At 70.8% G+C, this 19,452-nt stretch carries 19 protein-coding genes; 8 read left to right on the top strand and 11 right to left on the bottom strand.

Annotated elements, in window-relative coordinates:
• Positions 1–43 precede the first annotated feature (43 nt).
• Complete coding sequence (locus F8O04_RS04475; protein WP_225734866.1) at positions 44–937, bottom strand: NAD(P)-dependent oxidoreductase; 894 nt, start codon at positions 935–937, stop codon at positions 44–46.
• Positions 938–993: 56 nt separating this feature from the next.
• Positions 994–1,425, bottom strand: a complete 432-nt coding sequence (locus F8O04_RS04470; RefSeq protein WP_158028107.1) for a carboxymuconolactone decarboxylase family protein — start codon at positions 1,423–1,425, stop codon at positions 994–996.
• Between the two features lie 290 nt (positions 1,426–1,715).
• Here F8O04_RS04470 and F8O04_RS04465 point away from each other — a divergent pair, with 290 nt between their 5' ends.
• Positions 1,716–2,777: an AraC-like ligand-binding domain-containing protein gene (locus F8O04_RS04465; RefSeq protein WP_158028106.1), complete on the top strand. Its 1,062-nt coding sequence runs from the start codon at positions 1,716–1,718 to the stop codon at positions 2,775–2,777.
• 37 nt (positions 2,778–2,814) lie between these two features.
• On the opposite strand, the gene F8O04_RS04460 is transcribed toward F8O04_RS04465, so the two are convergent.
• Together F8O04_RS04460 and F8O04_RS04455 are read right to left on the bottom strand one after the other, a co-directional pair.
• Positions 2,815–4,041 carry a sensor histidine kinase gene (locus F8O04_RS04460; protein ID WP_225734865.1) on the bottom strand — a complete coding sequence of 409 codons (1,227 nt, stop codon included), beginning with the start codon at positions 4,039–4,041 and terminating at the stop codon, positions 2,815–2,817.
• On the bottom strand, positions 4,038–4,754 hold the full coding sequence (locus F8O04_RS04455; RefSeq protein ID WP_225734864.1) for a response regulator transcription factor: 717 nt from the start codon (positions 4,752–4,754) through the stop codon (positions 4,038–4,040). Before F8O04_RS04455 ends, F8O04_RS04460 begins: the two co-directional genes overlap by 4 nt.
• A gap of 136 nt (positions 4,755–4,890) precedes the next feature.
• Here F8O04_RS04455 and F8O04_RS04450 point away from each other — a divergent pair, with 136 nt between their 5' ends.
• Together F8O04_RS04450 and F8O04_RS04445 are read left to right on the top strand one after the other, a co-directional pair.
• The gene (locus F8O04_RS04450) at positions 4,891–5,145 is read left to right on the top strand and encodes a hypothetical protein (protein WP_158028105.1); all 255 of its coding nucleotides are present in this window, start codon (positions 4,891–4,893) and stop codon (positions 5,143–5,145) included.
• 55 nt (positions 5,146–5,200) lie between these two features.
• Entirely contained in the window at positions 5,201–6,880 is a 1,680-nt protein-coding gene (locus F8O04_RS04445; protein WP_158028104.1) for a molybdopterin-dependent oxidoreductase, read from the top strand.
• A 58-nt stretch (positions 6,881–6,938) separates the two neighbouring features.
• Here F8O04_RS04445 and F8O04_RS04440 read toward each other — a convergent pair whose 3' ends face one another.
• Entirely contained in the window at positions 6,939–7,736 is a 798-nt protein-coding gene (locus F8O04_RS04440; protein WP_158028103.1) for an IclR family transcriptional regulator, read from the bottom strand.
• A gap of 149 nt (positions 7,737–7,885) precedes the next feature.
• On the opposite strand from F8O04_RS04440, the gene F8O04_RS04435 reads away from it, so the two are divergent.
• From F8O04_RS04435 to F8O04_RS04425, 3 genes are read left to right on the top strand one after another with little or no spacing between them, the layout of a single operon-like run.
• Positions 7,886–8,659 (top strand): CoA transferase subunit A, encoded by a 774-nt coding sequence (locus F8O04_RS04435; RefSeq protein ID WP_158028102.1) that lies wholly within the window; start codon positions 7,886–7,888, stop codon positions 8,657–8,659.
• 1 nt (position 8,660) lies between these two features.
• Positions 8,661–9,311 (top strand): 3-oxoacid CoA-transferase subunit B, encoded by a 651-nt coding sequence (locus tag F8O04_RS04430; RefSeq protein WP_158028101.1) that lies wholly within the window; start codon positions 8,661–8,663, stop codon positions 9,309–9,311.
• Entirely contained in the window at positions 9,308–10,540 is a 1,233-nt protein-coding gene (locus F8O04_RS04425) for an acetyl-CoA C-acetyltransferase (protein WP_158028100.1), read from the top strand. The genes F8O04_RS04430 and F8O04_RS04425 overlap by 4 nt, the downstream gene beginning before the upstream one ends.
• Before the next feature lie 15 nt (positions 10,541–10,555).
• Here the strand turns inward: F8O04_RS04425 and F8O04_RS04420 are convergent, their stop codons facing one another.
• A complete protein-coding gene (locus F8O04_RS04420; protein WP_158028099.1) occupies positions 10,556–12,016 on the bottom strand; it encodes a hypothetical protein in 1,461 nt (486 codons plus the stop codon).
• Positions 12,013–13,461, bottom strand: a complete 1,449-nt coding sequence (locus F8O04_RS04415; protein WP_158028098.1) for a hypothetical protein — start codon at positions 13,459–13,461, stop codon at positions 12,013–12,015. The genes F8O04_RS04420 and F8O04_RS04415 overlap by 4 nt, the downstream gene beginning before the upstream one ends.
• A gap of 134 nt (positions 13,462–13,595) precedes the next feature.
• Between F8O04_RS04415 and F8O04_RS04410 the strand changes: the two genes are divergently transcribed.
• Positions 13,596–14,279 (top strand): TMEM175 family protein, encoded by a 684-nt coding sequence (locus F8O04_RS04410; protein ID WP_225734863.1) that lies wholly within the window; start codon positions 13,596–13,598, stop codon positions 14,277–14,279.
• 93 nt (positions 14,280–14,372) lie between these two features.
• On the opposite strand, the gene F8O04_RS04405 is transcribed toward F8O04_RS04410, so the two are convergent.
• The 4 genes from F8O04_RS04405 to F8O04_RS04390 form a co-directional block, all read right to left on the bottom strand.
• Positions 14,373–15,182: an aquaporin gene (locus tag F8O04_RS04405; protein ID WP_158028097.1), complete on the bottom strand. Its 810-nt coding sequence runs from the start codon at positions 15,180–15,182 to the stop codon at positions 14,373–14,375.
• Positions 15,183–15,351: 169 nt separating this feature from the next.
• Positions 15,352–16,431 (bottom strand): alpha/beta fold hydrolase, encoded by a 1,080-nt coding sequence (locus tag F8O04_RS04400; RefSeq protein ID WP_158028096.1) that lies wholly within the window; start codon positions 16,429–16,431, stop codon positions 15,352–15,354.
• A 140-nt stretch (positions 16,432–16,571) separates the two neighbouring features.
• Entirely contained in the window at positions 16,572–16,871 is a 300-nt protein-coding gene (locus F8O04_RS04395; RefSeq protein WP_158028095.1) for a DUF4333 domain-containing protein, read from the bottom strand.
• A gap of 251 nt (positions 16,872–17,122) precedes the next feature.
• Positions 17,123–18,232, bottom strand: coding sequence for a glutathione S-transferase family protein (locus F8O04_RS04390; protein ID WP_158028094.1), 1,110 nt, complete (start codon positions 18,230–18,232; stop codon positions 17,123–17,125).
• 246 nt (positions 18,233–18,478) lie between these two features.
• Between F8O04_RS04390 and F8O04_RS04385 the strand changes: the two genes are divergently transcribed.
• Complete coding sequence (locus F8O04_RS04385; protein WP_158028093.1) at positions 18,479–19,444, top strand: hypothetical protein; 966 nt, start codon at positions 18,479–18,481, stop codon at positions 19,442–19,444.
• Positions 19,445–19,452 lie beyond the last annotated feature (8 nt).

Here is a 19,452-nt window from a genome sequence, read left to right as displayed (position 1 = left end):
GACGGCGGCCGCGGTGGTCGTGTCGGAGGGGCGGTTGTCGGGCTCAGCGTTCGTTCCAGAACGCGTGCGCGCGAGTGTGGTCGACATTGCCGAGCGCGTCGAGGGCGTCGCCGAGCGCCGAGGTCACGGCGTCGCACACCGGCGATGCGTGGCCGACCGACGCCTCGAGCGTGTGGGCGATGCGAACATCCTTCGTCAGCAGCGGCAGGGCGAAGCCCGACGAGTACTTGCCCTCGACGACGTGCTCGCCGAGCACGTGCGAGCTCGAGAACGTCTGGCCAGTCGACACGTTGAAGACGTCGACCATGATCTTGGGGTCGAGCCCGAAGCGCTCGCCCGCCACCAGGGCCTCGCTCGACGCGACGAACGCGGCTCCGGCGACGAAGTTGTTGAGCGCCTTCATGGCGTGACCGGTGCCGAGACCGCCCGTGCGGAAGATCTGCTGGCTCATCGTGTCGATGACGGGCGTCGCGCGCTCGATCGCGGCCTCGTCGTTGCCGCCGAGCATGATCGTGAGGGTGCCGAGCTCCGCGCGCTCGCGCGCCCCCGACACCGGCGCGTCGACGAGCACGACGTCGTGCTTCGCAAGCATCGCGCCCGTCTCCACCGTCTCGGTGGGGTCGGACGAACTCATGTCGACGATGACGGTGCCGGGAGCCCACGGGGCGCGCAGCCCGCCGTCGTCGTCGAGCAGCGCCGAGCGCACGATCGCGCTCGTCGGCAGCATGAGTACGACGACACTGCAATCGGCCAGGTCTGCGACCGACTCGGCGGCCGTCGCGCCGATGCGCTCGGCGAGGGCCTTGGCGCGCTCGACGTCGAGGTCGTAGAGCCGGAGGTCGTAGCCGCCCGCGGCGATCTTGGTCGACATGGGGTCGCCCATCGTGCCGAGGCCGATGAAGCCGACGATCTGGCGGTCGGTTGACTGAGTGGTCACGGTGTGTCCTGTCCTTCAGATGGTGTGGGGTGGTGGATGCGCCTGCCGCGGCCCGCCTACGCGCCGGTGTCTGTCGCGGTGCGGCCCGACTCTCCGTCGAGGTCTTGCGAGATGCCGTTCTCGGCCAGCACCTCGTCGAGGGCGCGGAGCCCCTCGACGGCGCCGGGGATGCCGATGTAGAGGATGGAGTGCACGACGATCTCGCGCAGTTCGAGCGGGGAGATGCCGTTGGCGAGCGCGCCGCGCATGTGCACGCGGATCTCGTGGGATTTGCCCTGGGCGATGAGCATCGCGATGGTGATCTTGCTCCGGTCGGCGACGGATAGCCCGTCGCGCTGCCAGATGTCGCCGAAGCAGACGCGGGTGACGAAGTCCTGCACCTTGTCGTTGAGGTCGGTCGTGTGCTCGACCTGACCCTCGGCGCCGGCCGGGCCGAACATCCGCCGGCGCTGCTCGAGGCCCGTCGCGTAGAGGTCGTCGTGAATCATGCGGGGTCGATTCCTTTGTTTCGTGGTTCCTGGGCGGGATGCCCTCGGCGGCGTGACGACGCCCGGACCCGGGCTCGCCGATGCGTCAAGTGTGGCCGCGGCGGCGTGCACCGGGTTGACCGGCGGCGCACGAAGGAGCGGCGGTGCGCGAACTCCGCCTAGGACCCCTGAGCGGGCCAACGGACCGCCCTTTCGACAGGCTCAAGGACCGGACAGGCTCAATGACCGGAGTGGCCCGGTGTTAGGCTGCCGGACAGACCCCCAGCTTCAACGACGCACTGGAGGCGCCCGTGTCGATCGCCGAGCCCGCCCACGAACGGCGAGCGCCGATTTCGCTGCGCGACCACGCGCACGCCGTCACCTCGTCGACGATCGGCCCCGCGCATCCCGGCGCCGGTGTCGTGCAGCACGAGGTCGCGACCTCGTTCGAGGACTGGGTGCGCATCGCCGCCAACCGGTTCGTGAAGCTGCACGTCTCGACCCCCGTCACCGTATTCCGGGGCACCATGCAGACGATCTCGGTCGAAGAGATGCTCGTGAGCGACATCCGCGCGTCGGCGCACGAGGTCGCCCGGTTGGCGAGCGACATCCGCGATGACGAGCCCCGGCATCTCAAGCTGTCATTGCAGCTCGAGGGCGAGGGCGATGTGGAGCAGGACGGCCGCGTCGCGCACCTCACGCCCGGCGACGTCGCCGTGTACGACACGAGCCGGCCGTACACGCTGCGCTATTCGGGCGACGTGCACTCGCTCGTGCTCATCTTCCCGCGGCAGCTCATCGACCTGTCGCACGACGTCGTGCGGCGGGCGACCGCGATGCGGCTCCCCGGCGACGAGGGCATCGGCACGGTCATCAGCCCGTTCATGCGGCACATCGCCGAGAACCTCGATCTGCTATGCGGTGTGAGCGGCGTGCGCATCATGCACAGCGCCCTCGGGCTCGTCACGGCGCTGCTCTCGAGCGAGCTCGCCGAGCACGAGACCGAGCACGACGAGACGTACCGCGCCGACATGGAGAAGTACCGGCTCTACATCGAGGCGAACCTCGGCGACACGGGCCTGTCGACCGAGAGCATCGCGCGCGCCCACTTCCTGTCGACGCGCTACCTGCAGTACCTGTTCGCGAAGGACGACACGACGGTCTCGGAGTACATCCGCCAGCGCAGGCTCGAGCGCTGCCGAGTCTCGCTGCGCGACCCGGCGCAGGCGTCGCTGAGCATCCTGCAGATCGCGCAGCGGTGGGGCTTCGTCGACGGCGCGCACTTCAGTCGCGTGTTCAAGACCGCGTACGGGCTCACGCCACGCGCGTACCGGCAGGCCCACGCCGCCGGCCCGGAACGCGCGGCCGGGTAGACGCGTGGCGCGGGCGGCGATGTGGTGGCCCGGCCTGTCAGGATGATGCGCACGCCTGCCCCGTCGGCAGCACCACGCTGAGGCGGAATCCACCGACGAGATTCTCGGCGACGACCTCACCGTCGTGTGCCTCGATGATGCCCCGCACGATCGCGAGGCCGAGCCCCGCTCCGGCAGTAGCGACAAAGCCGTGCCCGCCTCCCCGACCGTCACCAGTGCCTTGACCATCCTGGGCGCCCGGCACCTCGACCGCCCGCTCGCCTTCCGCAGAGCGCGCGGCGGATCCCCGCCAGCCGACGTCGAACATCCGGCCGAGGTCTTCGCTCGCGACGCCTGAGCCGTGGTCGAAGATGCTGAGAACGAGCCGGTCGTCGTCGAGCGTCGCCGCCGACACGACGATCTCGCTGTTGTTCGGCGCGTGCCGCACGCCGTTCACGAGCAGATTGCCGATGGCGCGCGTGAGCTCGCGCGGGTCTGCCCACAGCAGGTGCCCCTCAAGCCCTGTGCGCCGGATGCTGATGCCCCGCATTCGTGCGAAGTCGGCGACATCGACGACCGCGTCGGAGATCAGGTCGAGCAGCACGACGGGCTCGCGGTGCAGCTCCAACGTGCCGCTCTCGAGCTTCGACAGTTGGAAGAGATCGTCGACCATGCGGTTCATGGTGTCGACTTTCGAGCGGATGCGCCGCAGCGACGCGGCCGGGTCGTCGGTCATGCCGTCCTCGAGCGCCTCGGTCGTCGCGCGGATTCCGGCCAGCGGCGTGCGCAGGTCATGTGAGATCCACGCGAAGAACTGGCGGCGCGACTCGTCGAGGCGCGTGATCTCATCGCGCGCCGCGGCGAGCCGCTCAGAGGCGTCGGCGAGCTGCGCCGAGACCTCATCGAACTCGCGCCAGCCCGGCCGGGGATCGTCGACGACCGCGCCATCGCCGATCCGCTCCGCGGTGCGCTTGAGCGTTTCGGCCGACCTGCGGGCGAGCACCCGGATCACGAGCCACGAGGCGGCGAGGCTCACGACTGCTGAGACGCCGATGACCCAGACGAAGACCGTGAGGTCGTGCTCGGAGAAGAACATCTCGAGGACGACCGCGACCGTCGACGCCGCGATCGCGACGATCGCCGCCGCGACGACGACCGTGAGCTGCGAGGCGATCGAACCTCGCCGGTTCAGTCGAAGCGCGAGCAGTGCGACGCCCATGACGGCGGCCGTGCAGACGACGGTCGTGAGGACGATGATCGCGATCTCGACCGGTTCGAGCATCATGCGTCCGGGCGCGGCGTGAACCGGTAGCCCTCGCCCCATTCGGTGCGCAGGTAGACGGGAAAGCGCGGATCGGGCTCGATCTTCTCGCGCAGGCGCCGCACGTGCACCGTGATCGTCGCCCCGTCGCCGACGCGCCAGTTCCACACCTCGCGCAGGATCTCGTCGCGCGTCAGCACGCGGCCCGGATTCCGCGCGAAAAAGAGGAACAGGTCGTACTCACGCGACGTGAGCGCGAGCTCGCGTCCCGAGCCCGCGACCGTCGCAACGCGCCGCACCGGGTCGACGACGAAGTCGCCGGCCGTGAACGCGCCGGCCGCGACGACGACCGCTCGGCGGCGCAGGAGCGCCTGCACGCGCAGCTGTAGCTCGCGCATCGCGAAAGGCTTCGCGAGATAGTCGTCGGCACCGTGCTCGAGGCCCGCGATACGGTCCTTCACGGCTCCGAGAGCCGTGAGCATGAGGATCGGAATGTCGGAACGCGCCCGTACCTCGCGGCACAGCTCGTCACCGCTGACCCCCGGCAGCATGCGATCGACGACGAGCACGTCTGGCAGCGCCCGCTCGAGCGCGCTCCTCGCGCTCGTACCGTCGGCGTGCAAGGAGACCTCGAGGCCGGCCGCACGAAGATAGTCGCCGACGACCGACCGGACCGTCGTATCGTCTTCGACCACCATCACCCGCGCTCCTCCCGGCGCGACCCCAGTGCTCGACATGGGTCGACCGTACCCGCCGCGGCAGAAGCATCCGCCATTCATTACGGTCACGAAAGATCCGTCTCGGCGGGGTCGTCCTGCTGTTTGACTCAACGCAGTCGCCGCCGAACGGGCGGCCAGTCGAACTGGAGATGACATGCAGGCTCGCAAGATCGCCCTCACAGCGGCCGCTGCCGCAGCCCTCGCCCTCGGCCTCGCCGCCTGCGGTGGAGAGCCCGCGACCGATGAGGAGATGACGACCCCGATGTCGTCGACGCCGATGGACGAGATGGACACGGGCATGGACGAACAGGAGTCCGGCGCCGACGGCATGGGGGATGAGGACATGAACGACGGAGACGGCATGGACGGCGAAGACATGGAGAATGGGGATACGGACAGCGAGGGCTGATCCGGCGACGAACGACGACGTTCGGACGACGGACGGCAGTGACGCGAGGCGCGACATGACGGCGATACGGCAGGATCGTGACGACGGCACGGATGCGGAGACGCCTTCGACCGAGACGGAAACGGGAAAGCCGCCGTCGGACGGGTCGCCCGGCGTGGCGGCGCCGCGGCGACGCGGCGGATTCGCCAGCCTCTGGCGCCCCGCTCTCGCCGGGGTGTCAGCGGTCGTGCTCGGGGCCGGCCTCGGCGAGCTCGTCGCCGTGATCGCGGCGCCGTCGTCGAGTCCGTTCGCGGTCATCGGCGGCGCCCTCATCGACCTCGCGCCGCCCTGGGCGAAGGACACGGCCATCGCCCTGTTCGGCACGAACGACAAGGCGGCACTGCTCGCGCTCATCGCGATCGTGCTGCTCGTCGTCGCCGCTCTTGCCGGGCGTCTCCAGGCCCTTCGCGCGCCCGTCGGCGTTGTCATCGCGGCAGCGCTGGGCGCGATCGGCCTCGTCGCCGCCATCACGCGTGCAGATGCCGACAGCATCGCGTGGCTGCCGTCTGTCGTCGCGGGCGGGGTCAGCGCGATTGCGATGAACCTGCTCGTTCCGCTGGGGGTCAGCGCGTTGCCGGCACCCAGCGCCGAAGGGGTCGCCGCCTCCGGGAGCCCCGCCCCTGCCGGCGTCGACCGCCGCAGCTTCCTGACCTGGGCGGGCGGCACGACGCTCATCGGAATCCTCGCGGCTGCCGGGGCGCAGCTGTCCAGTGCCGGCTCTGCCGCCGTTTCCACGATCCGCACGGCACTCCGGCTGCCTGCGCCCGCGACGGCCGCGCCGCCGATCCCCGCCAGCGCCGAACTGGGCGTGCCGGGACTCGCCCCGGTCATCACACCCAACGACGACTTCTACCGCATCGACACGGCGCTGGTCGTGCCCCAGGTCGACCCCGCTGACTGGCGCCTGCGCGTCCACGGCCTCGTCGAGAACGAACTCTCGCTCACCTGGGACGAGTTGCTGGCCTTCCCGCTGATCGAGACCGACGCGACGCTCGCGTGCGTCTCGAACGAAGTCGGCGGCGGGCTGATCGGTAACGCACGTTGGCTCGGCTACCCGATTCGCGAGTTGCTCGCGCGCGCCGCGCCGACGGCCGGCGCCGACATGGTGCTCTCGCGCTCGATCGACGGCTTCACGGCGTCGACGCCGCTCGAGGCGCTGACCGACGACCGCGACGCGCTCCTGGCCGTCGGCATGAACGGCGAGCCGCTGCCGCTGCAGCACGGGTTCCCCGCGCGGATGGTCGTTCCCGGCCTCTACGGGTACGTGTCGGCGACCAAGTGGGTCACCGAACTCAAGGTCACCCGCTTCGATGCCGAGGCGGCCTACTGGTCGACCCGAGGCTGGTCGGAGCGCGGGCCCATCAAGCTGCAGTCGCGCATCGACGTGCCGAGGGGCGGCCAGGAGGTGGCAGCCGGCGACACCGTCATCGCGGGCATGGCCTGGCACCAGCACACGGGCATCGAGGCCGTCGAGGTCCAGCTCGACGATGGTGACTGGATGCCCGCGACCCTCGCGACGGCGATCTCGGCGGACACGTGGGTGCAGTGGAGCTTCTCGTGGGACGCGCAACCGGGCGACCACATCATCCGGTGCCGTGCCGTCTCCGCGGGCGGCGAGGTACAGACGGCCGAAACGGCCTCTCCCGCGCCCGACGGCGCGACCGGTCGCCACGAGCTTCGCGTGCGCGTCACGTAGGCGCGGCGTGGGAGCGTCGGCGCCCAGGCACGCCGGGACGCATCTCCGAGCCGTCTCGTCAGCGACCCGCCGAGCTCGTTGCGATGCGCTGCGTGAGGGCGTGGGCGTGCGCGAGCAGGGTTCGGCCGAGTTCCGGCATGCGGTCGGGCCCGAAGCGGAACTGCACTCCGGTGAGCGACAGCGCCCACTGCGGCTCGCCCGCACGGTTGAAGACCGCGGCGCCGATGCCGAAGCTCCCCTCGACGATGTTGCCCGGGTTCACCGAGAAGCCCCGCGCGCGGGTCTCCGCCACGCGCGAACGTACCTCGTCGGGGCGGTGCTCCGGCCCCCACGCCCGCTCGAGATCCGGATTTCGGCGAAGGAACGCATCCACATCGTGGTCGGCGAGGAAGGCCAGGATGGCCATTCCGGCCGACGCAACGCCGAGCGGAAACCGCACGCCCTCGTAGAGGACGAACGAGCGGATCGGGAAACTGCCGTCCTCGCGCAGCACGCACACGGTCTCGTCACCACGGCGCGCCGAGAGGAAGGCGCTCTCCTCGGTTCGCGTCGCGAGCGAATGCACGATGTCGCGCGCGAGGCCCGTCACGTCGTACCGGGCCGCCGCCGACCGGCCCATGAGGTACAGGTCGAGGCCCGCGAGCCACGCTCCGGACGATCCATCCTGCTCGACCAACCCCTCGCGTTCGAGCGCCGTGAGCAGCCGGTGCGCCGTCGGGCGCGTGAGTTCGACTCGGCGCGCGAGTTCCGCGAGCGAAACGCCGTCTGCCCCCGCCGCGGAGACGAGCCGCAGCAGCGCGGCGGCGCGCGCGACCGCCTGCGCTCCCCGCACGGCCGGTCTTCGGCTCGATTCCACATAGTGGACAATAGGTGGGCCGCGTGCCACATGGCAAGCGCGACCTTGTCCCTCGCGCCCGCCCGCAGCATTCTGAGCAATGCATGACGCGCAGCGGGGCCGTGGGCACATCCGCCGACGAGGCGTGCGCACCGCACGAAGGAGTGAACGTGATCGATAAACAGGTCGCCTCGGCCGCCGAGGCGGTGGCCGACATCGACGACGGCTCGAGTATCGCGGTCGGCGGGTTCGGGCTTTCGGGCAATCCCATCGCCCTCATCCAGGCGCTGCTGGAACACGGCGCGACCGACCTCTCGATCGTGTCGAACAACTGCGGCGTCGACGACTGGGGACTCGGCGTGCTCCTGAGCGCGCGGCGCATCCGCAAGATGACCTCTTCGTACGTCGGAGAGAACAAGGAGTTCGAGCGACAGTTCCTCTCCGGTGAGCTCGAGCTCGAGCTCACGCCCCAGGGCACCCTCGCCGAGAAGCTCCGTGCCGGCGGTTCCGGCATCGCCGCCTTCTACACCCAGGCGGGCGTCGGCACGCAGGTCGCGGAGGGCGGCCTTCCCCGCCGCTACGACGGGAACGGGGGCATCGCCGTGGCGTCTCCCGCCAAGGATGTGCGCGCCTTCGAGGTCGAGGGCGAGCCTCGCGACTTCGTGCTCGAAGAGGCGATCGTGACTGAGTTCGCCCTGGTGCACGCGTTGCGCGGTGATCGCCACGGCAACCTCATCTTCAACAAGGCCGCCCGCAACTTCAATCCGCTGGCCGCCATGGCCGGCCGCGTGTGCATCGCACAGGTCGAGGAGCTCGTCGAACCCGGTGAGCTCGATCCCGACGCGATTCACCTGCCCGGTGTCTACGTGCATCGCGTGGTCGACGTGGGACCTGGCATCGAAAAGCGCATCGAGAAGCGCACGGTTCGACAGAAGGGCGACTGACATGCCTCGCACCCGCACCGAGATGGCGGCTCGCGCCGCCGCCGAGCTCGAGGACGGCCAGTACGTCAACCTCGGCATCGGGCTTCCCACCCTCGTGCCGAACCACGTGCCGGATGGCGTGATCCTCGTGCTGCAGTCGGAGAACGGCATCCTCGGCGTCGGCCCGTACCCGGCCGAGGACGCCGTGGATCCCGACCTCATCAACGCGGGCAAAGAGACGGTCACGACCCTGCCGGGGACGTCATTCTTCGACTCGGGCATGAGCTTCGGCATGATCCGCGCCGGCAAGATCGACGCGGCGATTCTCGGTGCCATGCAGGTGTCGGCGACCGGCGACCTCGCGAACTGGATGATTCCGGGAAAGATGGTGAAGGGACCAGGTGGCGCCATGGACCTGGTGCACGGCGCAGGCAGGCTCGTCATCCTCATGGAACACGTCGCGAAGGACGGCTCGGCGAAGATCGTGAATGAGTGCTCGCTGCCCCTGACCGGGCGTGGTGTCGTCGACCGCATCATCACGGACCTCGCGGTCATCGACGTCACCGAAGATGGGCTCGTCCTGCGCGAGCTCGCACCGGGCGTCACCGTCGACGACGTGATCGCCGCGACCGAGCCCCCGATGACCGTCGACCTTGAGGAGGTCTCCGCATGACCGCCGACGCCACGACCCCCGCGGCCGCCGCCGTGGGACCATCCGGCGACCGCACCGACATCGTCATTGTCGCGGCCGCCCGTACGGCGCAGGGGCGCCTGAACGGGCAGCTCTCGTCGCTCACGGCGCCGCAACTCGGCGCGGCCGCGATCGCCGGCGCGCTGCAGCGCGGCGGGGTGCCCGCCGCGGCGATCGACGCCGTCATCATGGGGCAGGTGCTGCCGGCGGGCTCCGGCCAGAACGCGGCGCGCCAGGCGGCGATCGCTGCGGGCATCGGCTGGGACGTCCCCGCCCACTCGGTCAACAAGGTCTGCCTCTCGGGCCTCACCGCCGTCATCGACGCGGCCCGCACGATCGCGGTGGGCGACGCCTCGGTTGTCGTCGCGGGCGGCATGGAATCGATGTCGCAGGCCCCGCACCTCCTGACGGGATCGCGCCGCGGCTGGACCTATGGCTCGGTTGAGGTGCTCGACCACATGGCCCACGACGGGCTCACGGACGCCTACGACGGCGAGAGCATGGGGGCATCGACCGAGCGTCACAACGCCCGCTTCGGGCTGACCCGTGCGGAGCAGGACTCGGTTGCGGCTCGCTCGCACCAGCGAGCCGCGACCGCGACGGACGCCGGCGTGTTCGACGCCGAGATCGTGCCCGTGGAGGTGCCGCAACGCAAGGGCGAACCGCTCCTCGTGACGCGCGACGAGGGCATCCGCCCCGAAACGACGGTGGAATCGCTCGCGAAGCTCCGGCCGGCATTCGCGGCCGACGGCTCGATCACGGCCGGCTCGTCGTCACAGATCTCGGACGGCGCCTCGGCCGTCGTCGTCACGACTCGAGCGCGAGCGGCCGCCGAAGGCTGGACAGTGCTCGCCGCGATCGGCGCGTCGGGACAGACCGCGGGCCCCGACAACTCGCTGCAAGCCCAGCCTTCGCGGGCCATCGCCCGAGCGCTCGAGAAGCAGGGGCTCGCGGTCGGCGAGCTCGACTTCGTCGAGATCAACGAGGCGTTCGGCGCCGTCGTCGCGCAGTCGCAGAAGGAGCTCGGGCTCGGCGACGAGGTCGTCAACCTCCACGGTGGCGGTATCGCGATCGGCCATCCGATCGGCGCCTCGGGCAACCGGCTCGTCGTGCACGCGGCGCACGAGCTTGCCCGTCGAGGCGGCGGCACGGCGGCGGTCGCCCTGTGCGGTGGCGGGGGGCAGGGCGACGCCCTCATCCTGCGGGCGTAGGCGCGTGCCCGCGGCCTAGAACCCGCCGCCCGTACGCGGATCGAGCCGGTAGACGCCGTTGGCGCAGCCGACGAACACCGCCTCAGGCTCGCCCTCGAGCGTGAGGCGGCCGGTGGCGGGCCGATCGCCGGCCGCCGAACCTGCGAATCGGAAGGTGAACGGCTCGCCACCGGGGCAGGCGAACCGCCACACGATCGAGGCGTCGTCGAACGAAAAGGCCGTCATGACGTTGACGACCGACCCGCCGTCGGCGCCCGCCACGACGAAGACCGGTTCGTAGACCGCGCCCGCCATGCCGGACCCGATGGCCTCGCCCTCCGGGGTGGTCGATCCGCTCGCGCTGCCGTAGTCGTCGTTCGTCTGGGCGACGCCGGTCTGCACGTACCCCGCATACGACGCGAGCCCGACGCAACCGGCACCGGGGCGAAGCCCGAGCTGGGGCGATGAGCCCGCCAGCACGACGGTCGCACAGGTGTCGCGCCCATCGGCGGGCACGGATGCGTATGTCGTCGCGACGGTCTCGTCGGCCGTGTCGCGTGCCATGGGCGCTACCGCCGCGAGCCCGGCTACGAGCATCGCGACGACCACGATCGCCGGGGCGACGACGGCCGGCCGTTTCATCGATGGTGCGAGCCGGCGCGCAAGGCCTGTCCCCGTCACGGTCAGCTCGCTCAGGGGCGGCACGCACCGGAGTGCCGCCCAGGCCGCGACGCCGAGTGCCGCGCCGAGCAGGTAGGCCAGCGGCGTTGCCGGGCTCAGCAGAGTCATGAACAGCGCGACCGATTCGCTCCGGGCGATCTCGGCAGCGCGGTCGCGCAACTCACCGCAGGCAATCGCGCGGCCAACGGCGAGTGGCAGCGGCACCACGACGAGGTACGCGATGAGCCAGCGGCGGCGCCAGGCTCGGAGCTCGAAGGTTCGGCGCGAGTACGGGTGCACGCCCGGGCGATTGCGGCCCCGCGCCGCGTTCAGCGCCACGAGGGCTCCCACCACGACGCACGATGCGCCGACGAACAACGACACGGCGCGGTCGAGTGGCGCCTGGAGGCTGACGGTGACGATGGGAACGGCCGCAGCGGCGAGGACAACCCCCAGCGGGGCGACGGCGTAGCGCGCCCGGCCGCCCTGCCGCGCGACGAATCCGAGCGCAACAGCGGAGGCGAACGCCACCACACTGCCCACGCCGGCGTCGGGGGCGCCGTCGAACAGCGCGGCTCCCCCGGTGAAGACTGGGCTCGGAACGGCCGCGAGGAACTGCTCGAACAGACCGGGAACGATCATGGCGAACGGCAGCTCAGGAATCCAGTACGCGACCGCGGCGGCCCACCCGAGCACGAGCATGGCCACCGCGGGGGCGCCGGCAACGCGCGATCGCCGCTGTCGCGCGCCCGCAAGCGCGAGGGCGCCGCGGAAGTCGTCGGCGCGACGCAGGGGTGGCGGCGAGAACGGCTCCGCGACCACGCGCACGCCGCTCACGATGCGCCCCCACGTTCATCGTCGTCGCGAGTCCCGGGCCAGACGTGTCCTTCGTCGTCCGGCGGCCCGGGCCACGAGAGGTCGGATGCTCCCATCACGTGGTTCGTAGCGGGCGCCGCCGGGGACGGGGGCGCCGCCTCGGTCGCCGGACCGTGCGCCTCTACTGCGCCCGCCTGCGACTCGTCATTCCCGCTACGGAGTGCCGTCGCCGCGCTGTCCGCCTCGATGAGGCCGTCGTCGTCGGTGGCCCGGAGAACGATCCGCCAGGGCAGCACCGAGCCGAGTGCCGCGAGGTCGGTCCGGTCTTCTTCGGCGACTCGCTGCACGAATTCGGCGGCGCCATCTCCCGTGAGCTCGAGCACGACTCGGCTCTGTCGCGCATCGACGACGATTGCAGTCTCGGTGCCCGGCGGCGGCGCCTGTTCCGCGAGCCACATCGTCAGCAACTCGCGCAGCGTGGCGGCCTCGGCGAGCACAATGATGCGTGGTTTCGGTGTCCGGAGCTCGGCGGCGAGCGCGTTCACGAGCGTGCTCGAGTACGCGAGCGCCGCCCGAGTGGGATCGGGGTGCAGCACCAGCACCGTCGCCGAGCCGTCGCGTACGACTCCGCCGATGGCGGCGATGCGGTCGCCCTTCGTCTCTCGCGACCACACGTCGGCGAGCGTCGCGTTCGAGCCGAGGTACTCGCCGAGCGGCGCGTCGGCGACGTCGTCGGGCACGGATGCCGTGTCGGTCGCGCGTTCGGCGTCGAGCTCGGCTGCGGACGCGGGGCCGCCGGCCGCGGCGTCCTCCCAGCCCGGACGCTCGGACCACGTCGCTCGGGTCACCCGCATGGCGTGCACGGAGAAGCCGCCGCCGATCGGCAGCGGTGCGTCGGCGCTGGGTGCATGCGGCGAGACGGCCGCCATGAGCGACTCGTCGCGCGCCCGCCCCGCATCCGCCCGCCGCAACGCCTGCCGGACGAACGATTCGAATGCGTCTGCCAACGCACGCTGGAGGCCGTCATCGATGGGGTCTGCCGACGAGGCGTCGTCGGGGTCGTCACCGAGGCGTTCACCGACGTGTCGCTCGCCGCCGCGCCCCGAAGCATCCGCCGCGCGCATCTCCGCAGCGATGGTGAGCAAAAGCCGGGTGATCGTTCGCCAGTCGTCGCGTCCGTCGAGTGCTACTTCGGCCTCGAGGCCCAGCCGATCGAACCCGGCACCTTCGCCGCCGACGGCGACGCGCTGAAATTCGCAGACCGCCGTGACCGCTCCCGTTCGCAGTTGCCGGATGTCGATGGGGCCGTCGAGCGCGCCGCGATCGAACGCGCCGCAATCGCGCGCGCCCGGCGGAACGAAGCCGATCGGCCCGCCAGCCGCGTCGACGATGACGGCTGGCACGGGCCACGCCGTGCCCGGTGCAGCGGCCACGCGCTCGACGGGGGCAACAAGACGATGGTTCACTGCACTCCGACCTCCGGCGACAACGCTAGCGTCACCGTGCGACACCCCCCGCAACGCGGTCGCGGGCGGGACGGCACTGCTCGGGAGTACGCTCGCAGTGGTCCTGATGGGCCCTCGATGCTGGGAGGTGGCCCGTGTCCGACGATGAGACGACGGACGCGGAACGCGGCGGCGACGCCAGCTCGCGCGCCGAGCGGACGGCGATGCAACGGTTCACGGCCGAACGCGCCAAGGCCTTCATCGACGCCGTCGTGGCGATCGCCATGACGCTGCTCATCCTCCCGCTCATGGAGAGCGTGAGCGACGCGGCGGGCGCAGAGGAGACGGCGTGGCCCTGGCTCGGCGATCACGTCTATCAGCTCATCAGCTTCGCGCTGAGCTTCGTCATCATCGCCATGTTCTGGATCCGTCACCACCGGCTGTTCGCCGAGGTCACGCACGTCACCGTGCCGCTGCTGTGGCTGACGATCGGATGGTTGCTCACCATCGTGTGGTTGCCCGTCGCGACCGCGATGTCGGGCGAGATGTCCACCGAGCCGATCGTCGTCATCGTCTACATCGGGAGCATGGTCGCGACGTCGATCGCACTCCTCGCGCAGCGGCTCTACCTGCGCGCGCACCCGCAACTGCACGCGATCTCTTCTGTGGCGCTCAGGGCCGGTCTCAACGCCGATGTCGCGCTCGTGCTGCTGTTCGCCGTCGCGCTCGCCGTCGCCCTCCTGGCGCCCGCGATCGGCTACACCTCGCTCTTTCTGCTGCTCCTGGCCGGGCCGTTCGCCGGGCTCCTGGGGCGGATCGCGCCGCGCTCATCGAGCTGACCGCGAGCCGCGGCGCGCGACGCGAAGCCGGGCGCGCACGACGAAGGCCCCGCCCCGCGCTCGCGCGCGGCGCGGGGCCCGACCTTCCCGGTGCTACGAACGCACGAATGGCTTCGTGTCGTCGAACAGGAAGCGGTAGGCGAAGCCTGCGATGAGGCCGCCGATGATCGGGAAGACGATGAACACCCAGACCTGGATGAGCGCGTCGCCACCGCCGAACACCGCGGTCGCGATCGAACGTGCCGGGTTGAGCGACGCGTTCGAGACGGGGATCGCGACGAGGTGCATGAGGGCGAGCATCAGGCCGATCGCGAGACCGGCGAGCTTCGTACCGCGGGTCGAGTGGGTCACGCCAAGAATCACCGTGACGAAGATCGCCGTCGTGATGATCTCGATGAGGATCACCGCGCCGAGGCCGAATCCGCCGGGCGAGAGCTCGTCGAATCCGTTCGACGCGAAGCCGCCGTCCTGTGCCGCGGAGAGCCAGCCGTCCGGGCCGCCGAGGCCCGTGAGGAAGATCACGAGCGTGGCGAGCAGGCCGCCGATGAGCTGGGCGACGAGGTACCCGCCGACCTGGCGCCACGGAAAGCGGCCGGCGGCGGCAAGCCCGAGGGTGACGGCGGGGTTGAAGTGGCCGCCCGAGATCGGGCCAAACGCGTATGCGCCGGCGATGACGGTGAGACCCGCGGCGAGCGAGACGCCGAGGAAGCCGACGCCGAGCGATGTGCCCTCGTCGCTCACGCCGAAGTTCGCGGCGAACAGCGCCGTGCCGACGATGCCAAAGACGAGCAGGAATGTGCCGGCGAGCTCGGCGATGAGCGTCGCGGCCGTCGAGGGCGCGGTCGGCGTGTGTTCGAGTGGTGTTGGCTCGACCACTGAATCGGGGCGGGGGTCATTGGCCATCGTTGCTCCTTGTCGTCCGGGCGCTCGGAGCACCGTGGATTCAGGTGCCGCTCAGGCGTGGGCTCCTCGGCATGCTAGTGGCGTTGCGGTGTCACATTCGTAACAATTGCCCCACGCGGAACACCTCTCGGGTGGCCGATCGGGATCAACCGAGCCGTCGCCCCGCGGTCTATCGCGTGCTGTCGCCCCGACTTCCGAGGTCGTCGACGGCTCGGACCACGCGCAGGCGCCCCGTGGCCGGGTGCATCGATCGCGCACGTTCACGTGCCGCCCCGATCTCGACGATCCCGCGAATCACCGCCGCCGTCACGTCGGCACCATGCGGCGCGAGGAGCACGGTGTAGTGGTTGGTGGCGTCGGCCTCGACGTTGGCGACTCCCGCGATGCGCGTCACCCAGTCCTCCGCATAGGAGGGTGGATACAGCGGCGCCTCGTTCGCGAGCCCCTGCGGTGAGCGGATGAATGCCATCGGCACACGCAGCCCGAGGAGCGCGTGGGCGTACCCGCCCCGGCCGTCGAGCTCGAGCGCATTCTCGACCATGGCATCCGGAACCGTCGAGGGCTTGAAGCGCCCGTCGGGGGCAGCCTCGAGATCGGCATCTGCGTACGCCTCGATCGCGGCGTTCCACCACGGCCCGAAGGCGGGATGCTCCCCCCAGAACCGCCGGTGCTCCTCGTACGAGGCGAAGGTGCGGTTGAGCCGTTCCGCGGCGGGGCCGAACACCTCGTGGGGCGGTGGCAAGGTCCCATCGGCGCGCGGCGACGCCGGCGGCATCGGCAGCCCCCCGTCGACGAGCACGAGCGCCTCGAGCCGCCCGACGTGCCGCTCGGCGAAGCGGACCCCGACGAAGCCGCCCATCGAGTGCCCGGCGAGCACGGCCCGCTCGACGCCCGCGGCATCCAGCACGCGCGCGAGATCGTCGGCGAGCCTCGCGAGGTGCCAGGGACCGGGCAGCCGGTTCGACCGGCCGCGTCCGCGGAGGTCGGGCGCGAGCACGCGAGACTGCGGTAGGCGATCGGCAACGAGCTGCCAGGCTGCAGCGTTGGCCGTGACGCCGTGGACGGCGAGCACGACGGGCGCTCCCGGCTCGGCCTCCCACTCGATGCCACCGAGGTCGCCCCCGTCAACCGGCCATGTGCGCCGCACCGGGCGACGGATCGGCCGGCCGCCCCCGATCGACGGCAGCCCGCCGTCGGAGCCCGCCGCATTCCCGAACGGTCGTGCGTGGTGAGGTTCGCGCCCGGTCATGCCTGCTCCTTCGCTCGTGACGCCGTCGCGCCCGCTCCGCTCGCAGAGTCGCCGGTGCCCACTCGCCACAGTACCGAGGGCATCCCGATCATGTCGTGGATGCCGCCGGTCACCGGAGCGAGGGAAACTCCGCCGGTCGGTTAGCCGACGCTCACGTCGAAGTTCACGTCGGTGCCGTCGACCTCCGTGACCGTGATCGTCGCATCGTGCGTGGCACCCGTGTCGTCGGTGAGCTCGCACACCATCGTGTGGCCCACCTCGGCGGGCAGCGAGTCGGGGCAGCTGATCTCGGGTGCGTAGCCGAGCTGGGGTTCGAGCGCAGCTGCGGCCTGCGACTCGACGTCGCTGGCCGGCACGCTGACGTCGAGGGAGCATCCGGCAAGGGCGAGGGCCGCCGCGGTGAGGGCGAGGGGGAAGGCGAACATGCGTGGTCGTGTCATACCACCATGGTCGCCTGCGGTTCGGCGACCGTCATCCCCCGGAAGTGCCGACCGACAGCGGCCACCGCACGAGGAAATGTCACCTACGGGTGACGCCCGGCGTGCGACACGCGGCAACCGATCGCCACGACGAAGCGCCTTCCCGCCTGGTGAAGGTTCCGCTTTACTCGGGCGGGAAGACGCTGCGTCGATGGGTCTACTCAGAACGCTCGCGTTCTCGGGCACGATGGGCCACCCGGCAGCCGCAGCCTCTAGACGAGCCCGTGCCCCTCTTCGACGGGATCGATGACCTCGCCCGGAGGCGTGCCGTCGCCAAACGGGTTGCCGCCGAACGACTCGCGGCCGTGCGGGGACAGCCAGTTTTGCAGGTCGGGGCCGAGCGGCACGATGCCGAGGGGGTTCAGGTCTCGATGCACCTCGTAGTAGTGGCGTTTGATGTCGACGAAGTCGACCGTGTCGCCAAACCCCGGCGTTTGGAACAGGTCTCGCGCGTAGGCCCACAGCACCGGCATCTCGCTGAGCTTCTGGCGGTTGCACTTGAAGTGGCCGTGGTAGACGGCGTCGAACCGCACCAGGGTCGTGAACAGCCGCACATCCGCCTCGGTGATCGTCTCGCCCATGAGGAACCGACGCGTCTCGAGGCGCTCAGAGATCTTGTCGAGCGCCGTGAACAGGCGGGCGTAGGCGGTGTCGTAGGCCTCCTGGGAGCCCGCGAAGCCGCAGCGGTACACACCATTGTTGATCTCGGTGTACACGAAGCGCATGACGTCGTCCATGTCGGCTCGCAACGCTTCTGGGTAAAGGTCTGGCGCACCCTCGCGGTGGAACTCGGCCCATTCCGTCGAGAAGTCGAGGGTGATCGACGGGTAGTCGTTGGTCACGACCGCCTTCGTCTCGATGTCGACCAAGGCCGGCACGGTGATTCCGCGCGGGTACTCGGGGTCGCGGGCGAAATAGGCCTGTTGCAGCCGTTCGTATCCGAGGACGGGGTCGACGCCGCCCGGCGCCTTATCGAAGGTCCACGAGCGCTCATCGTGCACGGGACCGCACACCGCCATCGAGAGGGCGTCCTCAAGGCCGAGCAGGCGGCGCACGATGATCGAGCGGTGCGCCCAAGGGCAGGCCCGTGCCACGACGAGGCGGTAGCGGCCCGGCTCAACCGGCCAGGTGCGCACCTCGGGGTCTTCGACCGGGCGCCCGTCGCGGGTGATGCGGTCGCTCAGGTAGCGCGTGTCGCGCGTGAACTCCTTGCCCTTGGCGGAATACGTGCCGGGCGACGAGTGCTCGGGCGCGTCGGCAGCGCTCGCTTGAGGCCCCACGTCCGGCGTGGTGGAAGTGCTGTCTGACTTGGGGTTCGACATGTCGTTCACCTTACGGAGCCAATGCTGAGGACCGGGGAAGAACCGGCGGCGCATTGCGATTCGCGCGCGACGCGAACGACGCTGACCGGCATCCATCCGCCTCGTCGCGATGGCTCGCGTGGTGCCCGTGGCGAACGTGCCGTGATTCGCAGCACCCTCGCGGGGCGCGTTCCTAGGCTCGAGGCTGAAGCGGGCGGCGCCTCATCGGTTCTTCCAGCATCGACGCCGCCCGAGGGAGCGCGACGCATGGGATTTCTCGATTGGCTCTTCGGCGGCGCTGACGGCCGGGCCGGCGGGCGAGCGGCTGCTGGCCGCTTCGCGGGCGGCCCGCTCGGTTCGGAGGAGGCACCGCCGCACCGGCACGACGAGCCTCCGGTCGGTGACGGCGCGCAGGGCGGCCGCAGCGAAAGTGAGCTCGCCCACGAGCGTTATGCCTACCTGCTGCGGACCGCGCCGCCCGAGCGCATCGAACTTGCGCACGAGGAGGCGTTTGCGCAGTTGACTCCCGAGCAGCGGTTCGCGCTGTTCGACGAGCTCACGGCAACGGTCCCTCCTGGCGAAGCACCCGCCTCCGACGACGCGCACTCCCTCGCCGTCGCCGCGACTCGTCAGGAACTGCGAGAACCCGGCTCAATGGCTGACCTCCTCGCCCGCACGCCGGGCGGACCGACTGGCGCGGGCGGACCGGTGTGGCGCGAGGGCGGGCTCGGAAGCCGGGGCGGTGAGCCGCGCGGTACCGACTCGCCGTTCGGCTCGGCGTTCGGTGGCTCGCTGCTCGGCACCGTCGGAGGATACGTCCTCGGCTCGACGCTGATGACCTCGTTCCTGCCGGGGATGGGAGCGTTCGGCTCGATGGGCTCCGGATGGGGCGGATCGGGCCTCGGCGAGGGCGAGACGCTCGCGGCGGGCGCGGGCCCCGCAGATCTCGGCGCAGGCGGCGACGGGTTCGCTGCGACGGGCGGATTCGGCGCCGGCTTCTCGGAGCCGGGCGGCGCGGGCGACGCGTTCGGGGGCTCCGGCGGGTTCCGCGGCGACGTCGGTGAGGCCGGCGAGGCCGCAGGCGGATTCTCGGCGACGGGCGGGACCGGCGACGCGGGCGACGGCGGCTTCGACGAACTTTTCGGCGACGGCGGACTCCTGGGTGGTCTCATCCAGGGCGACTTCGGCGACTTCGGCGACTTCGGCGATTTCGGGGACTTCGGGGATCTCTAGCGGCTCGT

Source organism: Pseudoclavibacter endophyticus, assembly GCF_008831085.1.
Lineage (GTDB): Bacteria > Actinomycetota > Actinomycetes > Actinomycetales > Microbacteriaceae > Pseudoclavibacter > Pseudoclavibacter endophyticus.
This window is presented reverse-complemented; position numbering and strand designations above follow the sequence as displayed.